Origin of the sequence: Pseudomonas sp. 18175 (genome assembly GCF_050432925.1) — a bacterium.
Lineage (GTDB): Bacteria > Pseudomonadota > Gammaproteobacteria > Pseudomonadales > Pseudomonadaceae > Aquipseudomonas.
In genome coordinates this window covers 203,781-221,604 of record NZ_JBKFTO010000004.1, presented here as the reverse complement: position 1 = coordinate 221,604, position 17,824 = coordinate 203,781, and the positions used below count along the sequence as shown (strand labels likewise).

General features: G+C 60.7%; 17 protein-coding genes. 10 read left to right on the top strand and 7 right to left on the bottom strand.

The genetic code is table 11. From position 1 onward, the window contains the following. The first annotated feature begins 18 nt into the window (after positions 1-18). A complete protein-coding gene (locus tag ACLD1Y_RS07645; RefSeq protein ID WP_429476894.1) occupies positions 19-942 on the top strand; it encodes a sugar ABC transporter substrate-binding protein in 924 nt (307 codons plus the stop codon). Between the two features lie 157 nt (positions 943-1,099). On the opposite strand, the gene ACLD1Y_RS07640 is transcribed toward ACLD1Y_RS07645, so the two are convergent. Beyond that, positions 1,100-1,417: a DUF2834 domain-containing protein gene (locus tag ACLD1Y_RS07640; RefSeq protein WP_429476892.1), complete on the bottom strand. Its 318-nt coding sequence runs from the start codon at positions 1,415-1,417 to the stop codon at positions 1,100-1,102. Between the two features lie 83 nt (positions 1,418-1,500). On the opposite strand from ACLD1Y_RS07640, the gene ACLD1Y_RS07635 reads away from it, so the two are divergent. Together ACLD1Y_RS07635 and ACLD1Y_RS07630 are read left to right on the top strand one after the other, a co-directional pair. After that, complete coding sequence (locus tag ACLD1Y_RS07635; RefSeq protein WP_429476890.1) at positions 1,501-2,271, top strand: helix-turn-helix domain-containing protein; 771 nt, start codon at positions 1,501-1,503, stop codon at positions 2,269-2,271. 72 nt (positions 2,272-2,343) lie between these two features. Then, positions 2,344-4,038, top strand: coding sequence for an amidase (locus ACLD1Y_RS07630; protein WP_429477079.1), 1,695 nt, complete (start codon positions 2,344-2,346; stop codon positions 4,036-4,038). Between the two features lie 116 nt (positions 4,039-4,154). Here ACLD1Y_RS07630 and ACLD1Y_RS07625 read toward each other — a convergent pair whose 3' ends face one another. Further along, positions 4,155-4,886: a CPBP family intramembrane glutamic endopeptidase gene (locus ACLD1Y_RS07625; RefSeq protein WP_429476889.1), complete on the bottom strand. Its 732-nt coding sequence runs from the start codon at positions 4,884-4,886 to the stop codon at positions 4,155-4,157. 235 nt (positions 4,887-5,121) lie between these two features. Here ACLD1Y_RS07625 and ACLD1Y_RS07620 point away from each other — a divergent pair, with 235 nt between their 5' ends. Continuing rightward, the gene (locus ACLD1Y_RS07620) at positions 5,122-5,553 is read left to right on the top strand and encodes a nuclear transport factor 2 family protein (RefSeq protein WP_429476887.1); all 432 of its coding nucleotides are present in this window, start codon (positions 5,122-5,124) and stop codon (positions 5,551-5,553) included. A 7-nt stretch (positions 5,554-5,560) separates the two neighbouring features. Here ACLD1Y_RS07620 and ACLD1Y_RS07615 read toward each other — a convergent pair whose 3' ends face one another. After that, entirely contained in the window at positions 5,561-6,886 is a 1,326-nt protein-coding gene (locus ACLD1Y_RS07615; protein WP_429476885.1) for a PLP-dependent aminotransferase family protein, read from the bottom strand. Positions 6,887-6,976: 90 nt separating this feature from the next. On the opposite strand from ACLD1Y_RS07615, the gene ACLD1Y_RS07610 reads away from it, so the two are divergent. Further along, a complete protein-coding gene (locus tag ACLD1Y_RS07610; protein ID WP_429476883.1) occupies positions 6,977-7,867 on the top strand; it encodes a DMT family transporter in 891 nt (296 codons plus the stop codon). On the opposite strand, the gene ACLD1Y_RS07605 is transcribed toward ACLD1Y_RS07610, so the two are convergent. Beyond that, positions 7,864-8,430 (bottom strand): YceI family protein, encoded by a 567-nt coding sequence (locus ACLD1Y_RS07605; RefSeq protein ID WP_429476881.1) that lies wholly within the window; start codon positions 8,428-8,430, stop codon positions 7,864-7,866. The genes ACLD1Y_RS07610 and ACLD1Y_RS07605 overlap by 4 nt on opposite strands. 96 nt (positions 8,431-8,526) lie before the next feature. On the opposite strand from ACLD1Y_RS07605, the gene yghX reads away from it, so the two are divergent. Then, entirely contained in the window at positions 8,527-9,414 is an 888-nt protein-coding gene (gene yghX, locus ACLD1Y_RS07600; protein WP_429476879.1) for a YghX family hydrolase, read from the top strand. 414 nt (positions 9,415-9,828) lie between these two features. Here the strand turns inward: yghX and ACLD1Y_RS07595 are convergent, their stop codons facing one another. Next, positions 9,829-11,013, bottom strand: coding sequence for a DUF2252 domain-containing protein (locus tag ACLD1Y_RS07595; protein WP_429476877.1), 1,185 nt, complete (start codon positions 11,011-11,013; stop codon positions 9,829-9,831). Between the two features lie 75 nt (positions 11,014-11,088). Next, positions 11,089-11,964 (bottom strand): LysR family transcriptional regulator, encoded by an 876-nt coding sequence (locus tag ACLD1Y_RS07590; protein ID WP_429476875.1) that lies wholly within the window; start codon positions 11,962-11,964, stop codon positions 11,089-11,091. A gap of 132 nt (positions 11,965-12,096) precedes the next feature. Here ACLD1Y_RS07590 and ampC point away from each other — a divergent pair, with 132 nt between their 5' ends. The 4 genes from ampC to ACLD1Y_RS07570 all read left to right on the top strand — a co-directional run bounded on the left by ampC (position 12,097) and on the right by ACLD1Y_RS07570 (position 16,771). Next, the gene (gene ampC, locus ACLD1Y_RS07585) at positions 12,097-13,239 is read left to right on the top strand and encodes a class C beta-lactamase (RefSeq protein ID WP_429476873.1); all 1,143 of its coding nucleotides are present in this window, start codon (positions 12,097-12,099) and stop codon (positions 13,237-13,239) included. A 162-nt stretch (positions 13,240-13,401) separates the two neighbouring features. Next, on the top strand, positions 13,402-14,298 hold the full coding sequence (locus ACLD1Y_RS07580) for a dihydrodipicolinate synthase family protein (protein WP_429476871.1): 897 nt from the start codon (positions 13,402-13,404) through the stop codon (positions 14,296-14,298). Positions 14,299-14,388: 90 nt separating this feature from the next. Then, positions 14,389-15,924: an aldehyde dehydrogenase (NADP(+)) gene (locus tag ACLD1Y_RS07575; protein WP_429476869.1), complete on the top strand. Its 1,536-nt coding sequence runs from the start codon at positions 14,389-14,391 to the stop codon at positions 15,922-15,924. A 148-nt stretch (positions 15,925-16,072) separates the two neighbouring features. Beyond that, positions 16,073-16,771 carry a GntR family transcriptional regulator gene (locus ACLD1Y_RS07570; protein WP_429476867.1) on the top strand — a complete coding sequence of 233 codons (699 nt, stop codon included), beginning with the start codon at positions 16,073-16,075 and terminating at the stop codon, positions 16,769-16,771. A gap of 51 nt (positions 16,772-16,822) precedes the next feature. Here the strand turns inward: ACLD1Y_RS07570 and ACLD1Y_RS07565 are convergent, their stop codons facing one another. After that, a complete protein-coding gene (locus ACLD1Y_RS07565) occupies positions 16,823-17,824 on the bottom strand; it encodes a 4-hydroxyproline epimerase (protein WP_429476865.1) in 1,002 nt (333 codons plus the stop codon).

Below are 17,824 nucleotides of genomic sequence, written 5' to 3'. Positions count from 1 at the left end.
AAATAACGGAGCAAAACCATGAAGAAGCAACTCCTTGCCGCACTCTTTACCCTGGCTGTGACGCCTTGGGCGTTGGCCGATATCCGTATCGGCGTGAGCATCGCCCAGGTCGACGATGTATTCCTCGCGCAAATGCGTGACTACATGGCCGCCCACGCCAAGGAACTACCGGGCGTGACCCTGCAATTCGAAGACGCCCAGGGCGACGTGGTGCGCCAACTCAACCAGGTGCAGAACTTCACCGCCCAAGGCATGGACGCGATTATCGTCAACGCGGTGGACACCGCCGCCACCGCGAAAATGACCGTCAATGCCCAGCAGGCCAAGATCCCATTGGTGTACGTCAACCGTCGCCCCGAGTTCAAGGAAGTACCGACGGGCGTGGCGTATGTGGGTTCCGACGAGATCAAGGCCGGTGAGATCCAGATGCGCTACCTGGCCGAGCAAATGGGCGGCAAGGGCAACCTGGCGATCATGCTGGGGTTGCTGTCCAACAACGCCACCCATAACCGCACCCAAGGCGTGAAGAATGTGCTCAAGGACTATCCCGGCATCAAGATCGTCGAGGAGCAGAGCGCCGAATGGCAGCGCAGCAAGGCGATCGATCTGATGAACAACTGGATCGTGTCGGGCACCAAGATCGATGCGGTGGCGGCGAACGCGGACGAAATGGCCATCGGTGCGGCCATGGCCATCAGCCAGGCGGGCATGCAACCGGGCAAGGACATTTTGGTCGCCGGCAGCGACGGTGGCGCGGCGGGGTTGGACGCGGTGAAAAAGGGCTTGTTGCTGGTGACGGCTTACCAGGACAACAAAGGCCAGGCCGTCGGCTCGGTGGACTTGGCGGTGAAGATGGTCAAGAAGCAGCCCTATGACGCTGAACTGACCATTCCTTATCAGGAGATCACCAAGGCCAACTACCAGGCGTTTCTCAATCCTTAACCCCTTACAACCGCTCGCCATGTGGATGCGAGCTTGTGTGGGAGCGGGCTTGCTCGCGAAAGCGGTGGGTCAGATACGAGTCCGGTGGCTGACACTGTGCATTCGCGAGCAAGTCGAATCGTCGCACCGCCACTCCCACACTCGACCGACGGCGTGTTCAGGAAGGCTGGCTGGGCAGAGACCGCTCCTTCATGACGATATAGAGCAACGGCCCTATCGAAACGAATACCGCCGTCAGCAACAAATACGGCACCACCGAAGCCACCGAGCGCCCGCGCCGCCGCGTATCCCGGTACATCCACACGCACGCCAGCAGCGCCATCAGGTACAGGTCGATGACCACCTGCGCCGTGTCCGGCCGCGACATTAATTCCCGTCCAAATGCCCATAACGACTGCTCGGCCGTCAGCAGCGTGAACAGGGTGTACAACGAAAATCCCAACAGTCCGATCAGGGCGAAATAGGGTCTTGGCATGATGGCTTCCTTGGCGTGATGAAGGCCTACGTTAGTGATAAGGTTCTGCCCCTAGCAATGACCTCGGAGGTCATAAACGCCCCATGGACAAGCCCTCTACTGCTGGCGAGCAGCTGCGCCAGTTACGCTTTGGCGCCAAGCTGAGCCAACTCGACCTGGCGTTGATCAGCGGCATTTCCCAACGCCATCTCAGTTGCATCGAAACCGGCCGCGCCGTGCCCAGCCCTGGCACCTTGCACAATGTCCTCAACGCGCTGGAAACACCGCTGGTGCAGCGCAACCGCGTGTTCCTCGCCGCCGGCTTTGCCCCGCGTTACGTCACCACCCCGCTCGCCTCACCCGCCATGGAAGCGATTCGTGAAGCCGTCGATCATGTGCTCCATGCCAACAACCCCGCCCCCGCGGTCCTGCTGGACAGCCAGTGGGACGTACGCGCCGCCAATGCCAGTACCGGCGTCTTGTTCAAGCTGGTAGGTATCCCGCCAAACGCGGCCGAGGGCCTGAATTTGCTGGCCACGCTGCTGCAACCCGGCGGGCTCGGCGATCACTTGATCAATGCCGAAGAAATCCGCACCGTGGCCTGGCAACGGGCTACCCGTGAAGCGCTGGCCAATCCTGAACTGGCGACATTGCTGGCGGGTTTGCCTGCACCAACCCGCAACGATCTACTCAAAGAAATGCCGCCATTGGTGATGACCCGCCTGCGCTCAAGCCAGGGCGAGCTGAATTTCCTGTCTACCTTCACCACCTTCGGCATGCCCCAGGACATCACCCTCGCCTCCCTGCGCATCGAACACCTGATTCCCGCAGACGCCCACACCTGGCAAGTGATGCGCAACGCCTATGCCGAATAGGCCGCGCTGGTTTTGTGAAATATCTGTACGTAGACTGCCGCCATACCCCCACTTGAAGGCGGCGAAAAAAACCTGATGCAAGTTACCGAAGTCTCCATTGCCCAATTGCGCGCGGCGCTTGAATCCGGCCAGACCACGGCCGTTGAACTGGTCCAGGCGTACCTGGCACGGATCGAAGCCTACGACGGCGAGTTGAACGCCGTGGTGGTGCGCAACCCCGAAGCCCTCTCGGAAGCCGAAGCGTCCGATGCACGCCGAGCCAAGGGCGAAACACTGGGGCCACTGGATGGCATTCCTTACACGGCCAAGGACAGTTACCTGGTCAAAGGCCTGACGGCGGCATCCGGTAGCCCGGCATTTGCCAACCTCGTCGCCCAGCGTGATGCGTTCACCATCGAGCGGCTGCGGGCCGGTGGTGCCATCTGCCTGGGCAAGACCAACATGCCGCCGATGGCCAATGGCGGGATGCAGCGCGGCGTGTATGGGCGCGCAGAAAGCCCGTATAACGCCGACTACTTGACCGCACCCTTTGCCTCCGGCTCGTCCAATGGTGCTGGTACGGCAACCGCTGCGAGCTTTTCGGCCTTCGGCCTGGCCGAAGAAACCTGGTCCAGTGGGCGTGGCCCGGCGTCCAACAATGGCCTGTGCGCCTACACCCCGTCCCGTGGGGTGATTTCGGTGCGCGGCAACTGGCCGCTCACGCCGACCATGGACGTGGTGGTGCCCTACGCCCGTACCATGGCCGACTTGCTGGAAGTGCTCGACGTAGTAGTGGCCGAAGACCCGGACACCCGTGGCGACCTGTGGCGCCTGCAGCCTTGGGTGCCGATCCCCAGTGTTGCCTCGGTGCGTCCTGCGTCCTACGCCGAACTGGCCGTCACGGCCGAATCCCTGGCGGGCAAGCGCTTTGGTGTACCGCGCATGTACATCAATGCCGACGCGGATGCCGGCACCAGTGAAAAACCCGGCATTGGCGGCCCCACCGGGCAGAAGATCAACACCCGCGCCAGCGTCATCGACCTGTGGCAAGACGCACGCCAGGCCCTTGAAGCGGCGGGTGCCGAAGTGATCGAGGTGGATTTCCCGCTGGTGTCCAACTGCGAAGGCGACCGCCCTGGTGCGCCGACGGTGTTTACCCGTGGCCTGGTGTCCAAGGCGTTCTTGCACGACGAACTGTGGGAATTGTCGGCGTGGGCCTTTGATGACTTTCTACGCGCCAACAACGACCCGAGCCTCAACCGCCTGGCCGATGTAGAGGGCTTGAAGATCTTCCCCCACGACCCTGGCACCCTGCCCAACCGTGAAGATGACCTGGCCGCTGGCATGGACGAATACGTGCGCATGGCCGAACGCGGCATCACGCCATGGAATGAAATCAGCACCGTGCCCGACGGCCTGCGCGGCCTTGAACAAACCCGGCGTATCGACCTGGAAGAGTGGATGGACAAGCTCGGCCTGGATGCGGTGCTGTTCCCAACCGTGGCCGATGTAGGCCCAGCGGATGCCGACATAAACGAAGCCTCGGCCGATATCGCCTGGAGCAATGGCATCTGGGTGGCCAATGGCAACCTTGCGATTCGCCACCTGGGCGTGCCGAGCGTCACCGTGCCGATGGGCGTGATGGCGGATATCGGCATGCCGGTAGGGCTGACGTTTGCCGGGCGTGCGTATGATGACTCGGCGCTGTTGCTGTTTGCGGCGGCGTATGAGGCCACCGGCAGCAAGCGCCAGGTGCCGCCGCGTACACCGCCGCTGCCAACAGAATAAACGCGGTAACACATGTGGGAGCGGGCTTGCTCGCGAATACGGTGGGTCAGCCAATACATCAGGTGACTGATCCACCGCCTTCGCCAGCAAGCCCGCTCCCACAGTTAGCCAGCATTTCAGATCGGCACCGCAATCAGCAGAATGGCCGTGCCATGCGCAATCGTCGCCGGCAGCACGCCATAGCGCATACGCACCAACGCACACGCCAAGCCTTCAATCAAGGTAAACACCAACACCGGCCAGCCCAATTGAGTCACGCTCAAGGCCAGGAAAGCATGACAGGCCGCAAACGCCACCCCGCTGATCAACGCCGCACGCAACGGCGCTGTGTGCTGCTCCAGGTAACCCTGCAAACACCCACGAAACAACACCTCTTCCAACGCGTTGGCACCATAGGCCAACACCACCATGCCTGGCAGCCACACCCAGTACCCGGGGATCGCTGAGGCCGCGAGCCCTTGGTAAACCCGTAATGGCACGCCGATCAGGCACCCTACCCCCAGCCCGACAAGCACGCCAATGCCGGGGTTGCCGATAGACCAGCGAATCAGCGACCACAGGTCTGGTGCAATACGTGCGAGCACGAGAATCGTCAGCACCGACAGCCCGCCCAACGCTGCCAGCACAAAGGCATTGGCACTGAATGCAATCTGCACCTCACTGCCCAGCACCCACAGGCCCAGCGGTGTCATCACGTCGCGCATCAGCACAAAGGCCATTAACAAAATCAGGATGCGCAACGCAGTCAACGCCCTGGGCGTAAGCGCAAACCACAGCCCGAATAACAACAGGCCAGGCGCCAGGTGAGTGGCGTAATCGGCGAGTACCCACATGCCTTCGGTGATCACAGCCCTTGCCCCTCGTTTTATTGACTGAGCAGCAGCATAGCGATGTGCCACTTGCGCAGGAAGTTTAACCCCGCGCGACCCGTTGTCATGGGACGTCGCACAATAAGGAATAAATATTAAGTCCAACATTTACTGGATATTTCAAATTTCACTTTCCTAACCAGTGAAAATTATTGCATGGTTGTACGACGACATTAACTGTCGTCCACACCCCTACAACAATAAGGAAACACCCATGCCCAACGTCAAAGTGCTGATCGGTTTTCTGTGCCTGTTTTCCGGCTACGTCGCCGCCGCTCCAGCCCCCGCCGAAAAGGATGTAGCTCAAGCGGTCGACCAGTTGACCCAAGCCATGCTGCACCTGGACCTCAAGCAACTGCATGCCCTGACCTCGGACACACTCACTTACGGCCACTCCAGCGGCAAGGTGCAGAACAAGGCGCAATTCATCGCCGACCTGGAAACCCACACCAGCGCGTTCAAGACCCTGGAAATGCAGAACCAGACCATCACCTTGAACGGCGATACCGCGCTGGTACGCAACCATTTCCATGCCTTGGCGGTGAACAGCGGCGTCGAAGTGCCCACCGACATCGACAACTTCCAGGTCTGGCAGAAGCACCAAGGCAAGTGGCTGCTGATTGGGCGCCAGGCATACAAGTACTAAGGCCGGCTTACCACGCCACCACCTTGCGCACCTTAGCCAAGGCTTCGCCCAGCGCGGCCATTTCCACCGAGCCCAGCGCCAGGCGTAACGCGTGGGGCACATGGTTCGAGACGGCGAACGGCTCGGCGGTGGAGACCCAGACGTTCTCGCGCTGCAAGGTCATCGCGACCTGATCGGCGCGCACATCTTCGGCCAGGGGCAGCCATAGGAAATAAGACGCGGGGTGACCGATAGCGCCCATCCCGCTCAATACCTGGGCAGCCACTCGTTGGCGCGCTCGGGCATCCTCGCGTTTTTGCGCTTCGAGTCGGGCGACTGTGCCGTCCTCGATCCACGCCACCGCTATCGCACTCATCACCCCTGGGACGTTCCAGGTGGTCGCCATGATGGTGCGCTCCAACTTGCCCAGCCACGCGGCTGGCGCCGCAACAAACCCAACGCGCAAACCGGTGGCGACGCTTTTTGACAGCCCGCCGACATACACCGTACGTTCCGGCGCCAGGGCGGCTACGGGTGGTGGTGCGTCTTCCACCAGAAACGCGTAGGCCGCGTCCTCGATGATCATCAGATTGTGCTGACGGGCAATGCCCACCAACTGCTCGCGCTGCGCCTGGTCCAGCACCCAACCCAACGGATTGTGCAAGGTCGGCATGCAGTAGACCGCACGCACCGGACGCTTGCGACACAGGGTTTGCAGGTAATCCAGATCTGGCCCGTCGGCGCTCACCGGCACGGCGACAATTTCCAGGTGCAAGGTCTCGGCCAATACCTTGAACCCCGAGTACGTCAGCGCATCGACGGCAATCACATCCCCAGGCTTGAGCAACGCCATCATCGTTACAGCCAACCCATGCTGGGCGCCGCTGACCACCAGCACCTGCTCGGCCGTCACCGTCAGCCCGCGACTGCGCAGATGCTGCGCAACCACCGCGCGCTCATGCAGACGACCGGCGTGGGGCTGGTAGCGCAACAGCGCCTCCAGGTCGCCGGACAGTGCCAACTGGCGCAACGCCGTGCGCAGTAAATCCGCCTGGTCTGGTAATGAGGGGTAGTTGAAGTTGAGGTCGAGCATGCCCGTTGCCAGTGTCATCTGCCCGCTGCCCTGCCCCGGCGGCAACGCGATCTCGCGTACAAAGGTGCCCCGCCCGGTTTCGCCGCTGACCAGGCCCATGGCTTCCAGTTCGCCATACACCCGGCTGGCGGTGACCAGCGCCACGCCATGGTCGGCGGCCAATTGCCGGTGGGTCGGCAGGCGCGTACCCGGCGGCAATTTACCGCTGCGGATGGCTTCGGCGAAGGCGTCGACCAGCGACTTGTAGCGGGCACGTGGCATAGCGGATGTATCCATGACAATTTTTTGATTGTCTTAATCTTCAACCCTAGGATGACCGGCACACAATCTTTCTTTTTCAGGCATGCCTTCATGGAACGTACGTCACGGCTCAACACCCTGGACAACAGCACCCAGGGCTGGATCAACGGTTTTATCGGCGTGGTGATCTTCAGCGGTTCATTGCCGGCCACGCGCCTGGCGGTGATGGAGTTCGACCCGGTCTTTCTCACCATGGTCCGTGCCGCCATCGCTGCCGTGCTGGGGCTGCTTGTGTTGTGGCTGTTCCGGGAGAAGCGCCCCGCGCGCAACCAGTGGGTGCCCTTGGTGATTGTGTCCTTTGGTGTGGTGATCGGTTTTCCGCTGCTCACCGCACTGGCGTTGCAATACGTGACCTCGGCACACTCCATTGTGTTTATCGGCTTATTGCCACTGGCAACGGCAGTATTTGGCGTGCTGCGCGGTGGTGAGCGTCCGCGCCCGGTGTTCTGGCTGTTTTCGATCCTGGGCAGCGTACTGGTGATGGGGTATGCCTTCGCCCAGGGCCTCAGCGCCGCCCCTGCTGGGGATGTGCTGATGCTGCTGGCCGTGCTGGCATGCGGCCTGGGGTATGCCGAAGGCGCCAAGCTGTCGCGCAGCCTGGGTGGTTGGCAGGTGATCTGTTGGGCATTGGTGGTGTCGATGCCGGTGGTGGTGCCACTGAGCGTAGTTCTCGCACCGGCCAGCTTCAGCGGCATCAGCCTGCCCGCCTGGCTGAGCCTGGGCTATGTGGCGCTGTTCAGCATGCTGATCGGTTTTGTGTTCTGGTACCGCGGCTTGGCCCAGGGTGGCATCGCCGCCGTTGGCCAGTTGCAGTTGCTGCAACCCTTTTTCGGCCTGGCGCTGGCGGCCGGATTGCTGCATGAGCACGTCAGCCTGGGGATGGTGCTGGTGACTGTCGCAGTAATCGGCTGCGTGGCCGGCGCCAAAAAATTCGCCCGTTAACGCTGCGGCGCAACCATCTTGAATTTGATGTTGATGTCATTGGACACCACGCTGTTGCCAGCCCATTCACCCTCACCGATCTTGAAATCGCTGCGCTTGAGAATGAACTCGCCATCAAATACGCCGATGCCGTCCTGCTCCTTGAGCAGCACCTTCACCGTAACCGGGCGCGTAGCGCCCTTGATGGTCAGGTTGCCGTCGATCTTGTAACGGTTGCCTCCCAGGGCCGTGACGCTGGTGGACTCGTAGATGCCCACTGGGAAGGTCGCTGTGTCGAACCAAGAAGCACGTTGCAGTTCGTCGTTGGCGTCTGGGCTGCCCGCGTCGATGCTGGCGAGTTGGATCTTGAGCAACGCATGCCCCGCGCCGGGCCGTTGCGTATCGAAGTTCAGGCTGCCTTCGAAGTCACTGAAGGTGCCGTATACCCGCTGCCCCAACTGTTTATAGGTGAAGCTGATTTGGCTGGCGGCTCGATTGACGTCCTTGTACTCCACCGCCTGGGCAAAGGAGCCGTAGGAAAAGATCAGTGCCAATGCCGCAACCGGAATAGTTCGACGGTTCATACACCCCTCCGCAAGAAGTTAGGACACAGTGTTCCCATCCTGCGCCTGTCCTGCTAAACAGAGTAGTAGCCCGCAAAACTATCGAGGATTGCACCGATGACCCGTCTCACCGCGAAAGACTTTTCCCCCGAACTGCTGGAACTCTACGACGGCTACGCCCACGGCAAGATCAACCGCCGCGAATTTCTCGACCGCGCCGCGCTGTTTACCTTTGGCGGCCTCACCGCATCTGCCCTGCTGGCGGCCCTGAGCCCCAACTACGCACTGGCCGAGCAGGTGAAATTCACCGACCCGGACATCATCGCCGACTACATCACCTACCCCTCGCCCAAAGGCAACGGCACTGTTCGCGGCTACCTGGTGCGCCCGGCCAAAGCCAGCGGCAAGTTGCCCGCCGTGGTGGTGGTGCATGAAAACCGTGGCCTGAACCCCTATATCGAAGACGTCGCCCGACGCCTGGCCAAGGCTGGCTTTATCGCCCTGGCGCCGGACGGCCTGACCTCCGTGGGCGGCTACCCCGGCAACGATGAAAAAGGCGTGGCGCTGCAACAAAAAGTCGACCCGACCAAACTCATGAACGACTTCTTCGCCGCCATCGAATGGCTGATGCACCACGACAGCAGCACGGGCAAGGTTGGCATCACCGGCTTCTGCTACGGCGGCGGTGTGACCAATGCGGCCGCCGTGGCCTACCCGGAACTGGGCGCGGCGGTGTCGTTTTACGGGCGTCAGCCAGAGGCCAAGGATGTGCCCCGGATCAAGGCGCCGATCATGTTGCACTACGGCGAGTTGGATACGCGCATCAACGAAGGTTGGCCTGCGTATGAGCAGGCGTTGAAAGCCGCGGGCACGACGTACGAGGCGTATATCTACAAGGGCGCCAACCATGGTTTCCATAATGACTCCACACCACGGTATGACGAGGCGGCGGCGAACCTGGCGTGGGAGCGCACGTTGGGGTGGTTCCGCAAGTACTTGGCCTAGAGGCTTTCAAATATGTGGGTCTTGCCCCAATGCCTGTGGCGAGCGGACTTGTTGTGGTGAGCTGGCTTGCCCTAATGCCAGTCAGTTAAGGGCAAACACCGTCAGTGTGGCGAGGGAGCTTGCTCCCGCTGGGCCGCGTAGCGGCCCCAAAGATGGGACTGCTGCGCAGTCCNGAGCGGGCTTGCCCTAATGCCAGTCAGTTAAGGGCAAACACCGTCAGTGTGGCGAGGGAGCTTGCTCCCGCTGGGCCGCGTAGCGGCCCCAAAGATGGGACTGCTGCGCAGTCCAGCGGGAGCAAGCTCCCTCGCCACAGGTTAGCTTTTACTCTTTCTAACCCTTAACTGACTGGCATTGGGGCTTGCCCCGCTCACCACAACAAGCCCGCTTACCACAGAGGCCATCTTGCATGCGCGATCAGTGTTCCAGCGCATACCGCCGGCAATGGTTGAGATAGCCCTGTTCATGGCTGCCCACCAACTGCACCACGCTGGTCCACAGCCACGACGGTGCATCCAGTTGCTTGGAGCGGTTCTCTTGCAGCACCGCCATCCAGTCCTTGCGCGTGTCCCGGTCCATCTGCCGGGCATGGGCGATGCCGACCACCCGGGCCAGGTAACCGGCGGCGTGCATGGCATCGGTCTCGCTCAGCTCATCGAGCTCCAACTTCATATCCTGCGGCAGCAGTTCGCGGATGAAAAACCCGTGGTCCAGAAAACGCGTCGCCACCATGCGCTCACCCAAACCCGGTGACAGCTGGCGGGCGCCTTCCACTACCCGGCGGCCGTTGTCTCTTGGCATCTTCGCACGGGCTGCACGGGGGGCTGCGGCGCCGACGGCTTCCTTGATGTCGATCAGGCAATATTCCTGATCGTGCTTGTCACCCACGCCCAGCAACACCGCATAGCGCAGCAGCCCAAGGGAGCTGCAACCCTTGACCCAATAGGCCGAGTCCAGCAGCTCAACCCGAGCATCCTTGGGGCGGCCCTTCAGGTTGGTGACCAACTGGTGGATTTCATCCGAGGCGCACACCATTTCCAGCGCGTTTTTTTCGGCCCGCGACAACGACCAGAAATGCTTGCCCAACGGAATGGTCGGCCGGGCGTTTTCGATGCGCTCACGGGCGAGGTTCTTCCAGGTGCGCTCCACCGCGCTGCGCATCCCGGCCTTGACCTGGGAGGGGCGCGGCGGCGCGGCGTCGGGTTTGTCTTTGAAGGCCTGCTCGTAACCCACCATCATCTCTTCGAGCATGCGTGCCGTGGTCACACCGGGCAGGTCCGAACCGCGTGCCGCAGTGGCCAAGGACAAGGCCAGACGCACCAGGTCATGGGCGGGATTGCCGATCACCGCCTGGTCGAGGTCGCGGATATGCATGTCGATGCGGCCCTTGTTATCGCCGGTCGGGCCCAGGTTGCCTGCGTGGCAATCGCCACAGATCCAGATCGCCGGGCCATGGGGCAAACGCCGCCCCGGCAGGCTGTGCAGCCATTCATAGAACTGCACCGTACTGCCACGCACATAGGCGTGGGCGGAACGGGCCATTTTCAGATTACGCAATTGGGTAAGGTGGGGCATGCGGGCGGAGGGACGTGGACTGTTCATGAATGCGCTCGGGTCGGGGTACGGTAGAGGTTAGCCCGAAGCAAATGTTTCATTTTGTTTCTTGATTTCCAGTGCCTACGTTCTGATCGCTGCGCACAACCACGCCTTGAACGCCAGCATTGCCGCCGTCTCTGCCCGCGATTGCAAGCGGGTCAACCAGTAACTGCCGATGGTAATGCCCACGGCGAACGGCTGGCGAACCTCATCGGCCTCCAACTGCCGCGAAAACATCAGGGCTGGCGCCAGGGCCACGCCGGTGCCTTGCAGCGCCGCTTCCATCATCGCCAATGACGAATCGAACACGATGTTGCGAGGCATCAGGGTGTCGCCGGGCAAGCCAGCGGCCTGGAACCACAGGTTCCACTCATCAGCGCGGTAGGAGCGCAACAGTGTGTGCTTCAACAAGTCGGCAGGTACGCGCAGTTGCTCGGCGATCCGGGGCACACACAATACGGTGAGGGGCGCCTCGAGCAGTTGGCAGGCATCTGTGCCGTGCCAGGCACCGCTACCGAAGCGGATCGCATAATCCAGGCCTTCGGCGGCCACATCCACCCGGTTGTTGTGCGTGGACAGGCGCAGGTCGATAAACGGGTAGCGGCCTTGGAAATCCGCCAGGCGCGGCAACAGCCAACCTACCGCAAAGGTACCCACCACTCCCACCGAGAGCACTTCGCGGTAATGCCCACCTTCAAACTGGTCCAAGGTATGCGCGATGCGGTCGAAGGATTCGCGCAACACCGGCAGCAGGGTTTCGCCCTCGCGGGTCAGCATCAGACCACGAGGCAGGCGCTTGAATAACGTCACATTCAGTTGCACCTCCAGGCTTTTTACTTGATGGCTGACCGCCGCCTGGGTAACACATAACTCGATGGCAGCCCGGGTAAAGCTCAGGTGACGGGCCGACGCCTCGAATGCGCGCAGGGCATTGAGGGGCAGATGAGAGCGCAACATGCTTATACCCTAGATTTTCTAATGACTGATGCGAGATATGATCGTTTGTCCGCTGCACAGAATCCACCTAGATTTGCCACGCCTGCGTAGGCCTTGATCGCCTTTACATCATTTACATGGAAGCGAATAACCATGAACCCAAATGTACGAAACGTCTTTATTTCTGCCTTATTCATGACGTGCGGTACGGCTATGGCCGGTACCGACCTGCAAAAGGTGGTGGACGACAACGTCAAACCGTTGATGCAGCAACAAGGCATTGCCGGCCTGTCGGTCGCCGTGGTGAACCAGGGCAAGGTGCAATACTTTAACTACGGCGTTGCCAACAAGGACAATGGGCAGCCCGTCACCCAGGACACCCTGTTCGAAATCGGCTCCGTGAGCAAAACCTTCACCGCCACCCTCGGCGGCTATGCCCAGGCCAGCGGCAAGATCAAGCTGTCGGACAGAGCCAGCCAGCATCTGGCTGCGCTCAAAGGCAGTGCCTTCGACACCATCACACTCCTGCAACTGGCCACCTACACGCCAGGTGGCCTGCCGCTGCAATTCCCCCAGGACGCCGACAGCGCCGAGACCATGCTCGGTTACTTCCAACACTGGAAGCCGACCTACGCGCCTGGCACTCATCGCCTCTATTCCAACCCCAGCATCGGCCTGTTCGGCTACCTCACCGCCCAGAGCCTGGGCCAGCCGTTCAACGTCGCCATGGAGCATACGCTGCTGCCAAAACTGGGCCTGAAGAACACCTATGTGAACGTGCCAGCCGATCAGGCCGGTCGCTACGCCCAGGGCTATGACAAGGATCAGAAGCCCGTGCGTGTCGGCCCCGGCGCATTGGACAGTGAAGCGTATGGCATCAAGACCAACACCCAGGACCTGGCGCGCTATGTGATGCTCAACTTGCACCCCCAAACCCTGGAGCAACCGCTGCAGCAGGCGATCGCCGCCACACACACCGGTTACTACAGCGTAAACGGCATGACCCAGGGCCTCGGCTGGGAGTTCTACCCCTACCCGATCAAGCTGCGAGCGTTGATAGACGGCAACTCCACGCCGATGGCGATGGAGCCGCACACGGTCAAATGGCTGATTCCTGCACAGCCGCAACCCGCCAACGTGCTGTACAACAAAACCGGTTCGACCCGTGGGTTTGGCGCCTATGTGGCGTATCTGCCGAGCAAGGACAGAGGCGTGGTGATTCTGGCGAACAAGAATTACCCGAATGGGGAGCGTGTAAAGATAGCCCATAGGATTCTGAGCGCGCTGGATCAATAAAAAGCAGATACACCGAGCCCTGATCAGAGCGAAGGCGAGCCTGCCGAGGATTTTTTGCGGAGAAAACCGAGTTTTGGGTGGACAACTTAAATTGCAAGATTGTAGATTGGATACAGTTGACAATTTTAAGACCCACTCAAAACAACAAAAAAGGTACTCGAAATGGCAATCTGGAAAGGCGTTTTCCCCGCAGTCACCACCAAACTGAACAGGGATGGCGAAGTCGATTTGGCGGCCACCCAAGCCAGCATTGATCGCTTGATCACCAACGGCGTCTCAGGCGTTATCGTCCTGCCGATGCTGGGCGAGAACGCATCAATAAGCCTGCAGGAGCGCGAGTCGGTCATTCGCGCGGCGGTCGAAGTGGCAGGCGGGCGCGTGCCCGTGCTATCCGGCCTGGCAGAAATCACCCTGCAAACCGCAAAAAAAAATGCGGCGCTGTATAAGCATTTTGGTGCCCAAGGCTTGATGGTTTTTCCAAGCCTGGGATACAAGACTGACCATCGCGAGACGGTGCAGTGGTACAAGGGCATCGCCAGCGCAACCGACCTGCCGATCATGATCTACAACAACCCGATCGCCTACGGCGTGGACTGCACCCCGGCGATCCTGGCAGACCTAGTGGATACGCCCGAGATCGTTTGCGTCAAGGAAGAAACCGGAGACATCCGGCGCGTGACCGACCTGTATGTGGCGTTCGGCGATCGCTTTAGCATCTTTTGCGGGGTCGACGACCTGATCGTCGAAAGCAGTGCGCTGGGCGTGACCGGCTGGGTATCAGGCATGACCAATGTGTGGCCGGCAGAATGCGTAAAGCTCTTCAACCTGTGTGCCCAGCAACGGTTCAGTGAAGCCCGAGAGCTGTACCACATCCTCACCCCGTCCTTTCACTTGGATGTGCACGTTAAATTGGTGCAATACATCAAGCTCGCCGAGCACCTGGTCTACGGCGCGCCCGAGTGGACCCGCGCACCGCGCCTGGCCCTGGAGGGCCAGGAGCGCGAATACGTGATCAACACCGTCCAGAAAGCCATCGACACCCTTGCCGCTCGCGGTTAGCACAACGGGCCCCTTGCCATGGCAAGGGGTCCGTTTCATAAACAATCCCCACTATCCGACACAGTCATGTTCCATTGAGCGAGGCTTCTTATGCCCATTACAGGTGAGATGCTGATCGGCCAATCGAAGGTTCGCGGCAAAGCTGGCCAGGTCTGGGGAGTCAACGCCGCCACAGGCGAAACCTTGTCCCCGGCGTTCGGTGGTGCTACGCCAGGCGACCTCGATACCGCCTGCGCCTTGGCGAGCAGAGCTTTCGACACTTACCGCGAAACCACGCCAGAGCATCGCGCGGTTTTCCTGGAAACCATTGCGCGCAATATCCTCGCGCTGGGGGATGCCCTGATCGAACGCTGCATGGTCGAAACCGGCCTGCCGCGCGAGCGCCTCGACAGCGAACGGGCTCGCACGGTCAACCAGCTTGCCCTGTTCGCCTGCGTTTTGCGCGATGGCCGCTTCCAGGAAGCTCGCATTGATCCGGCGCGCCCTGGCCGCACGCCTCTGCCACAGCCGGATATCAGATTGCGCAACATCGCCCTAGGCCCGGTTGCCGTGTTCGGCGCGTCCAATTTCCCGCTGGCGTTTTCCGTCGCTGGGGGCGATACCGCGTCCGCATTGGCTGCCGGCTGCCCGGTGATCGTCAAGGCCCATTCGGCGCATCCAGGCACCTCTGAGCTGGTGGGCCAAGCGATTCAACGCTCAGTCAGCGAATGCAGATTGTCGGAGGGCGTGTTTTCTCTGCTGTTCGATTCGCAATACAGCATCAGCCAAGCCCTGGTTGCCGATCACCGGATCAAGGCGGTGGGCTTTACGGGCTCGCAACGGGCAGGCATGGCCTTGATGAACATTGCGGCAGCGCGCAGAGAGCCGATACCGGTCTATGCGGAAATGAGCGCGATCAACCCTGTGGTGCTGCTGCCCCACGCCCTGACCGAGCGCAGTGGGGCGATCGCCGATGCCTTCGTCGCCTCGCTCACCCTGGGTGCAGGCCAGTTTTGTACAAACCCTGGATTGATACTGGCGGTTAAGAGCCCGCAACTCACAGCCTTCGAGCGCGCGGCAATCGCCACCCTGAGCGCAGTACCGGCGGCAACCATGCTGACGCGCCTGACCTACGAAAGCTACTGCGATGGCGTTGCGAAGCTGAGCGCACAGCCGGGTGTAGAGCTGCTTGGACGAGGTCGGCCGGGTGGGCGTTTTCAAGGACAGGCCGCGCTGTTCGCCACCAGTGCACATGCGTTCCTCATGCACGTGGCACTGCGTGACGAGGTGTTTGGCGCTTCGTCGTTGATTGTTCGATGCCCTGATATTTCCACGCTGCTGCAGGTGCTGGAGGCGTTGGATGGTCAACTCACAATTGCCGTTCACGCCTGCGCTAATGACTACCCCACACTCACCTCGCTGTTGCCCACTCTGGAGAGAAAGGCCGGCCGTATTGTGCTGAACGGTTTTGGTACTGGTGTAGAGCTCTCTCAAGCCATGGTTCACGGCGGACCTTACCCAGCGACTTCAGACCCTCGCACCACGTCGGTCGGCAGCCTGGCGATCAACCGATTTTTGCGGCCCGTGTCCTACCAGGACTTTGCCCAGGCGCTGCTGCCCCCGATCCTACAGGGCGGTAACCCGTGAGGCCTCGGCCAGCGGGTGAACGGCACAGTAGAACCCTGACATGTTTCGTGCTTGTTAACTGGAAGCGTCCTACACCCGTGTGGCTGAGGTATGATCGACCGATGGGGATCTCAAATCCTGGATCCATTCACCTGTCAGTAGTTGAAGAATGCCTAAAAAAGAGCCTTTGCCCAACCTGCGCATCAAACGTCAAAGCTTGCCCGAAACCCTGGCCGAATCACTGCGTGAACGAATTCTCAATGGAGAGTTCAAGGAAGGCGAGTCGCTGATCCAAGAGACGATTGCTACCGAGTATGGCGTGAGCCGCATGCCGGTGCGTGAAGCGTTCAAGGAGCTGGAGGCATCCGGACTGATCACGACTCAAATTCACAAAGGCTCCGTGGTGAAATCCATCCCTGTGGAGCAAATTGCGGAGCTGTTTGATCTGCGTGCGTTATTGGAAGCCGAGTTACTGGAACGCTCCCTGCCGAACATGACAGAGGCACACTTTACGGCCACCAAACACCTACTACCGCAACTTGAAGACGCTTACCTCGACGATGACATTGCGCAATGGGGCAAGCTTAACTGGCTGTTCCATGAAAGCCTGTACGCAGCTGCCGATCGCGTGCAAACGCTGGCCATCGTTCAAGGGATCAACGTCCAGACGGATCGTTATATCCGCTTGCAACTGTTGCTGACCGCTGGAAAAAAAGAAGCCGAAGTTGACCACCGCGAACTGCTCAAGCTGTGTGAACAAGGCGATACCAAGAAGGCTGTCCAGTTTCTGCGCAAACACATCCAGCGCGCAGGCACTGACCTTGTAACGCTGCTGAAGAAAAAACGCGACAAAGACACCCAGGCTTGAACCCAGGCGCCTGCCCTTGCAGCAAAACGAGGGCGCCCGCTGTCTTGGGATTCACCCCAGTTGAAACCCGAGTGCCAGTGGGTCGCGGTCATCCACAAAAATCGTGTTGTAACCGGTCACTTGGGCCCAGCCGGCAATGCTCGGCATAATGCCTGGGAACCCGCCAACCTCCGTTGCCGATTCGACCCGACAGTCGAACAGTGTGCCGATGATGCTCTCGTGGACAAACCCATCGCCCACCTTCAGGCGGTTTCGCGCAACCAGTTGTGCCATGCGCGCCGAGGAACCGGTGCCGCAAGGCGAGCGATCGATGGCCTTGTCGCCATAGAACACGGCATTGCGTGCATGGGCACGCGGGTTCTTGGGTTTGTCGCACCACATCACATGACTGACGCCCTGGATACGGCTGTCTACCGGGTGTACCGGCGCCAGCAGCGTCTGCGCCGCCTGCCGTACCAGCGGGCTCAACCGAACGATTTCACTCGCCGCCATGGTATCCAGCCCCTCCCAACCCGCTTGCGGCTCGATGATCACGTAGAAGTTGCCTCCGTACGCCAGATCGACGTTCAGCTTGCCGAGGGTGGGCACCTCAAGCTCCACATCGGCGGCGTGAAGATAGCTGGCAACGTTATACAAGCGAACCTGCTCCACCGTTTCGCCCTTTCTGACGTAGTCGATAGCGACGCGCCCCGCAGGCGCCTCAATGGCCAGCGTGCCTTCAACCTTCGGCACCACCAAGCCGGCTTCCAGCGCGGCCGTCACCGTACCGATGGTGCCGTGACCACACATTGGCAGGCACCCACTGACCTCAATGAACAGCACGCCGATGTCGCAGTCTTCACGGGATGACGGATACAGGATGCTGCCCGACATCACATCATGACCACGGGGCTCGAACATCAAGGCTTGGCGAACCCAATCATGCTCACGCAGGAAGATCTGGCGTTTTTCAGCCATCGACACAGCGGGCAGCAAAGGCCCTCCGCCGGTCACGACGCGCACGGGGTTGCCGCAGGTGTGCGCATCGATGCAAAAGAAGGTATGACGAGACAT

Coding starts and splice junctions, on each gene's coding strand:
- ACLD1Y_RS07595 (WP_429476877.1), bottom strand. CDS start 11,013: ATGAACAGTCCACGTCCCTCCGCCCGCATGCCCCACCTTACCCAATTG.
- yghX (WP_429476879.1), top strand. CDS start 8,527: ATGACCCGTCTCACCGCGAAAGACTTTTCCCCCGAACTGCTGGAACTC.
- ACLD1Y_RS07615 (WP_429476885.1), bottom strand. CDS start 6,886: ATGCCACGTGCCCGCTACAAGTCGCTGGTCGACGCCTTCGCCGAAGCC.
- ACLD1Y_RS07610 (WP_429476883.1), top strand. CDS start 6,977: ATGGAACGTACGTCACGGCTCAACACCCTGGACAACAGCACCCAGGGC.
- ACLD1Y_RS07640 (WP_429476892.1), bottom strand. CDS start 1,417: ATGCCAAGACCCTATTTCGCCCTGATCGGACTGTTGGGATTTTCGTTG.
- ACLD1Y_RS07575 (WP_429476869.1), top strand. CDS start 14,389: ATGCCCATTACAGGTGAGATGCTGATCGGCCAATCGAAGGTTCGCGGC.
- ACLD1Y_RS07635 (WP_429476890.1), top strand. CDS start 1,501: ATGGACAAGCCCTCTACTGCTGGCGAGCAGCTGCGCCAGTTACGCTTT.
- ACLD1Y_RS07590 (WP_429476875.1), bottom strand. CDS start 11,964: ATGTTGCGCTCTCATCTGCCCCTCAATGCCCTGCGCGCATTCGAGGCG.
- ACLD1Y_RS07580 (WP_429476871.1), top strand. CDS start 13,402: ATGGCAATCTGGAAAGGCGTTTTCCCCGCAGTCACCACCAAACTGAAC.
- ACLD1Y_RS07620 (WP_429476887.1), top strand. CDS start 5,122: ATGCCCAACGTCAAAGTGCTGATCGGTTTTCTGTGCCTGTTTTCCGGC.
- ACLD1Y_RS07645 (WP_429476894.1), top strand. CDS start 19: ATGAAGAAGCAACTCCTTGCCGCACTCTTTACCCTGGCTGTGACGCCT.
- ACLD1Y_RS07570 (WP_429476867.1), top strand. CDS start 16,073: ATGCCTAAAAAAGAGCCTTTGCCCAACCTGCGCATCAAACGTCAAAGC.
- ACLD1Y_RS07565 (WP_429476865.1), bottom strand. CDS start 17,824: ATGTCTCGTCATACCTTCTTTTGCATCGATGCGCACACCTGCGGCAAC.
- ACLD1Y_RS07605 (WP_429476881.1), bottom strand. CDS start 8,430: ATGAACCGTCGAACTATTCCGGTTGCGGCATTGGCACTGATCTTTTCC.
- ampC (WP_429476873.1), top strand. CDS start 12,097: ATGAACCCAAATGTACGAAACGTCTTTATTTCTGCCTTATTCATGACG.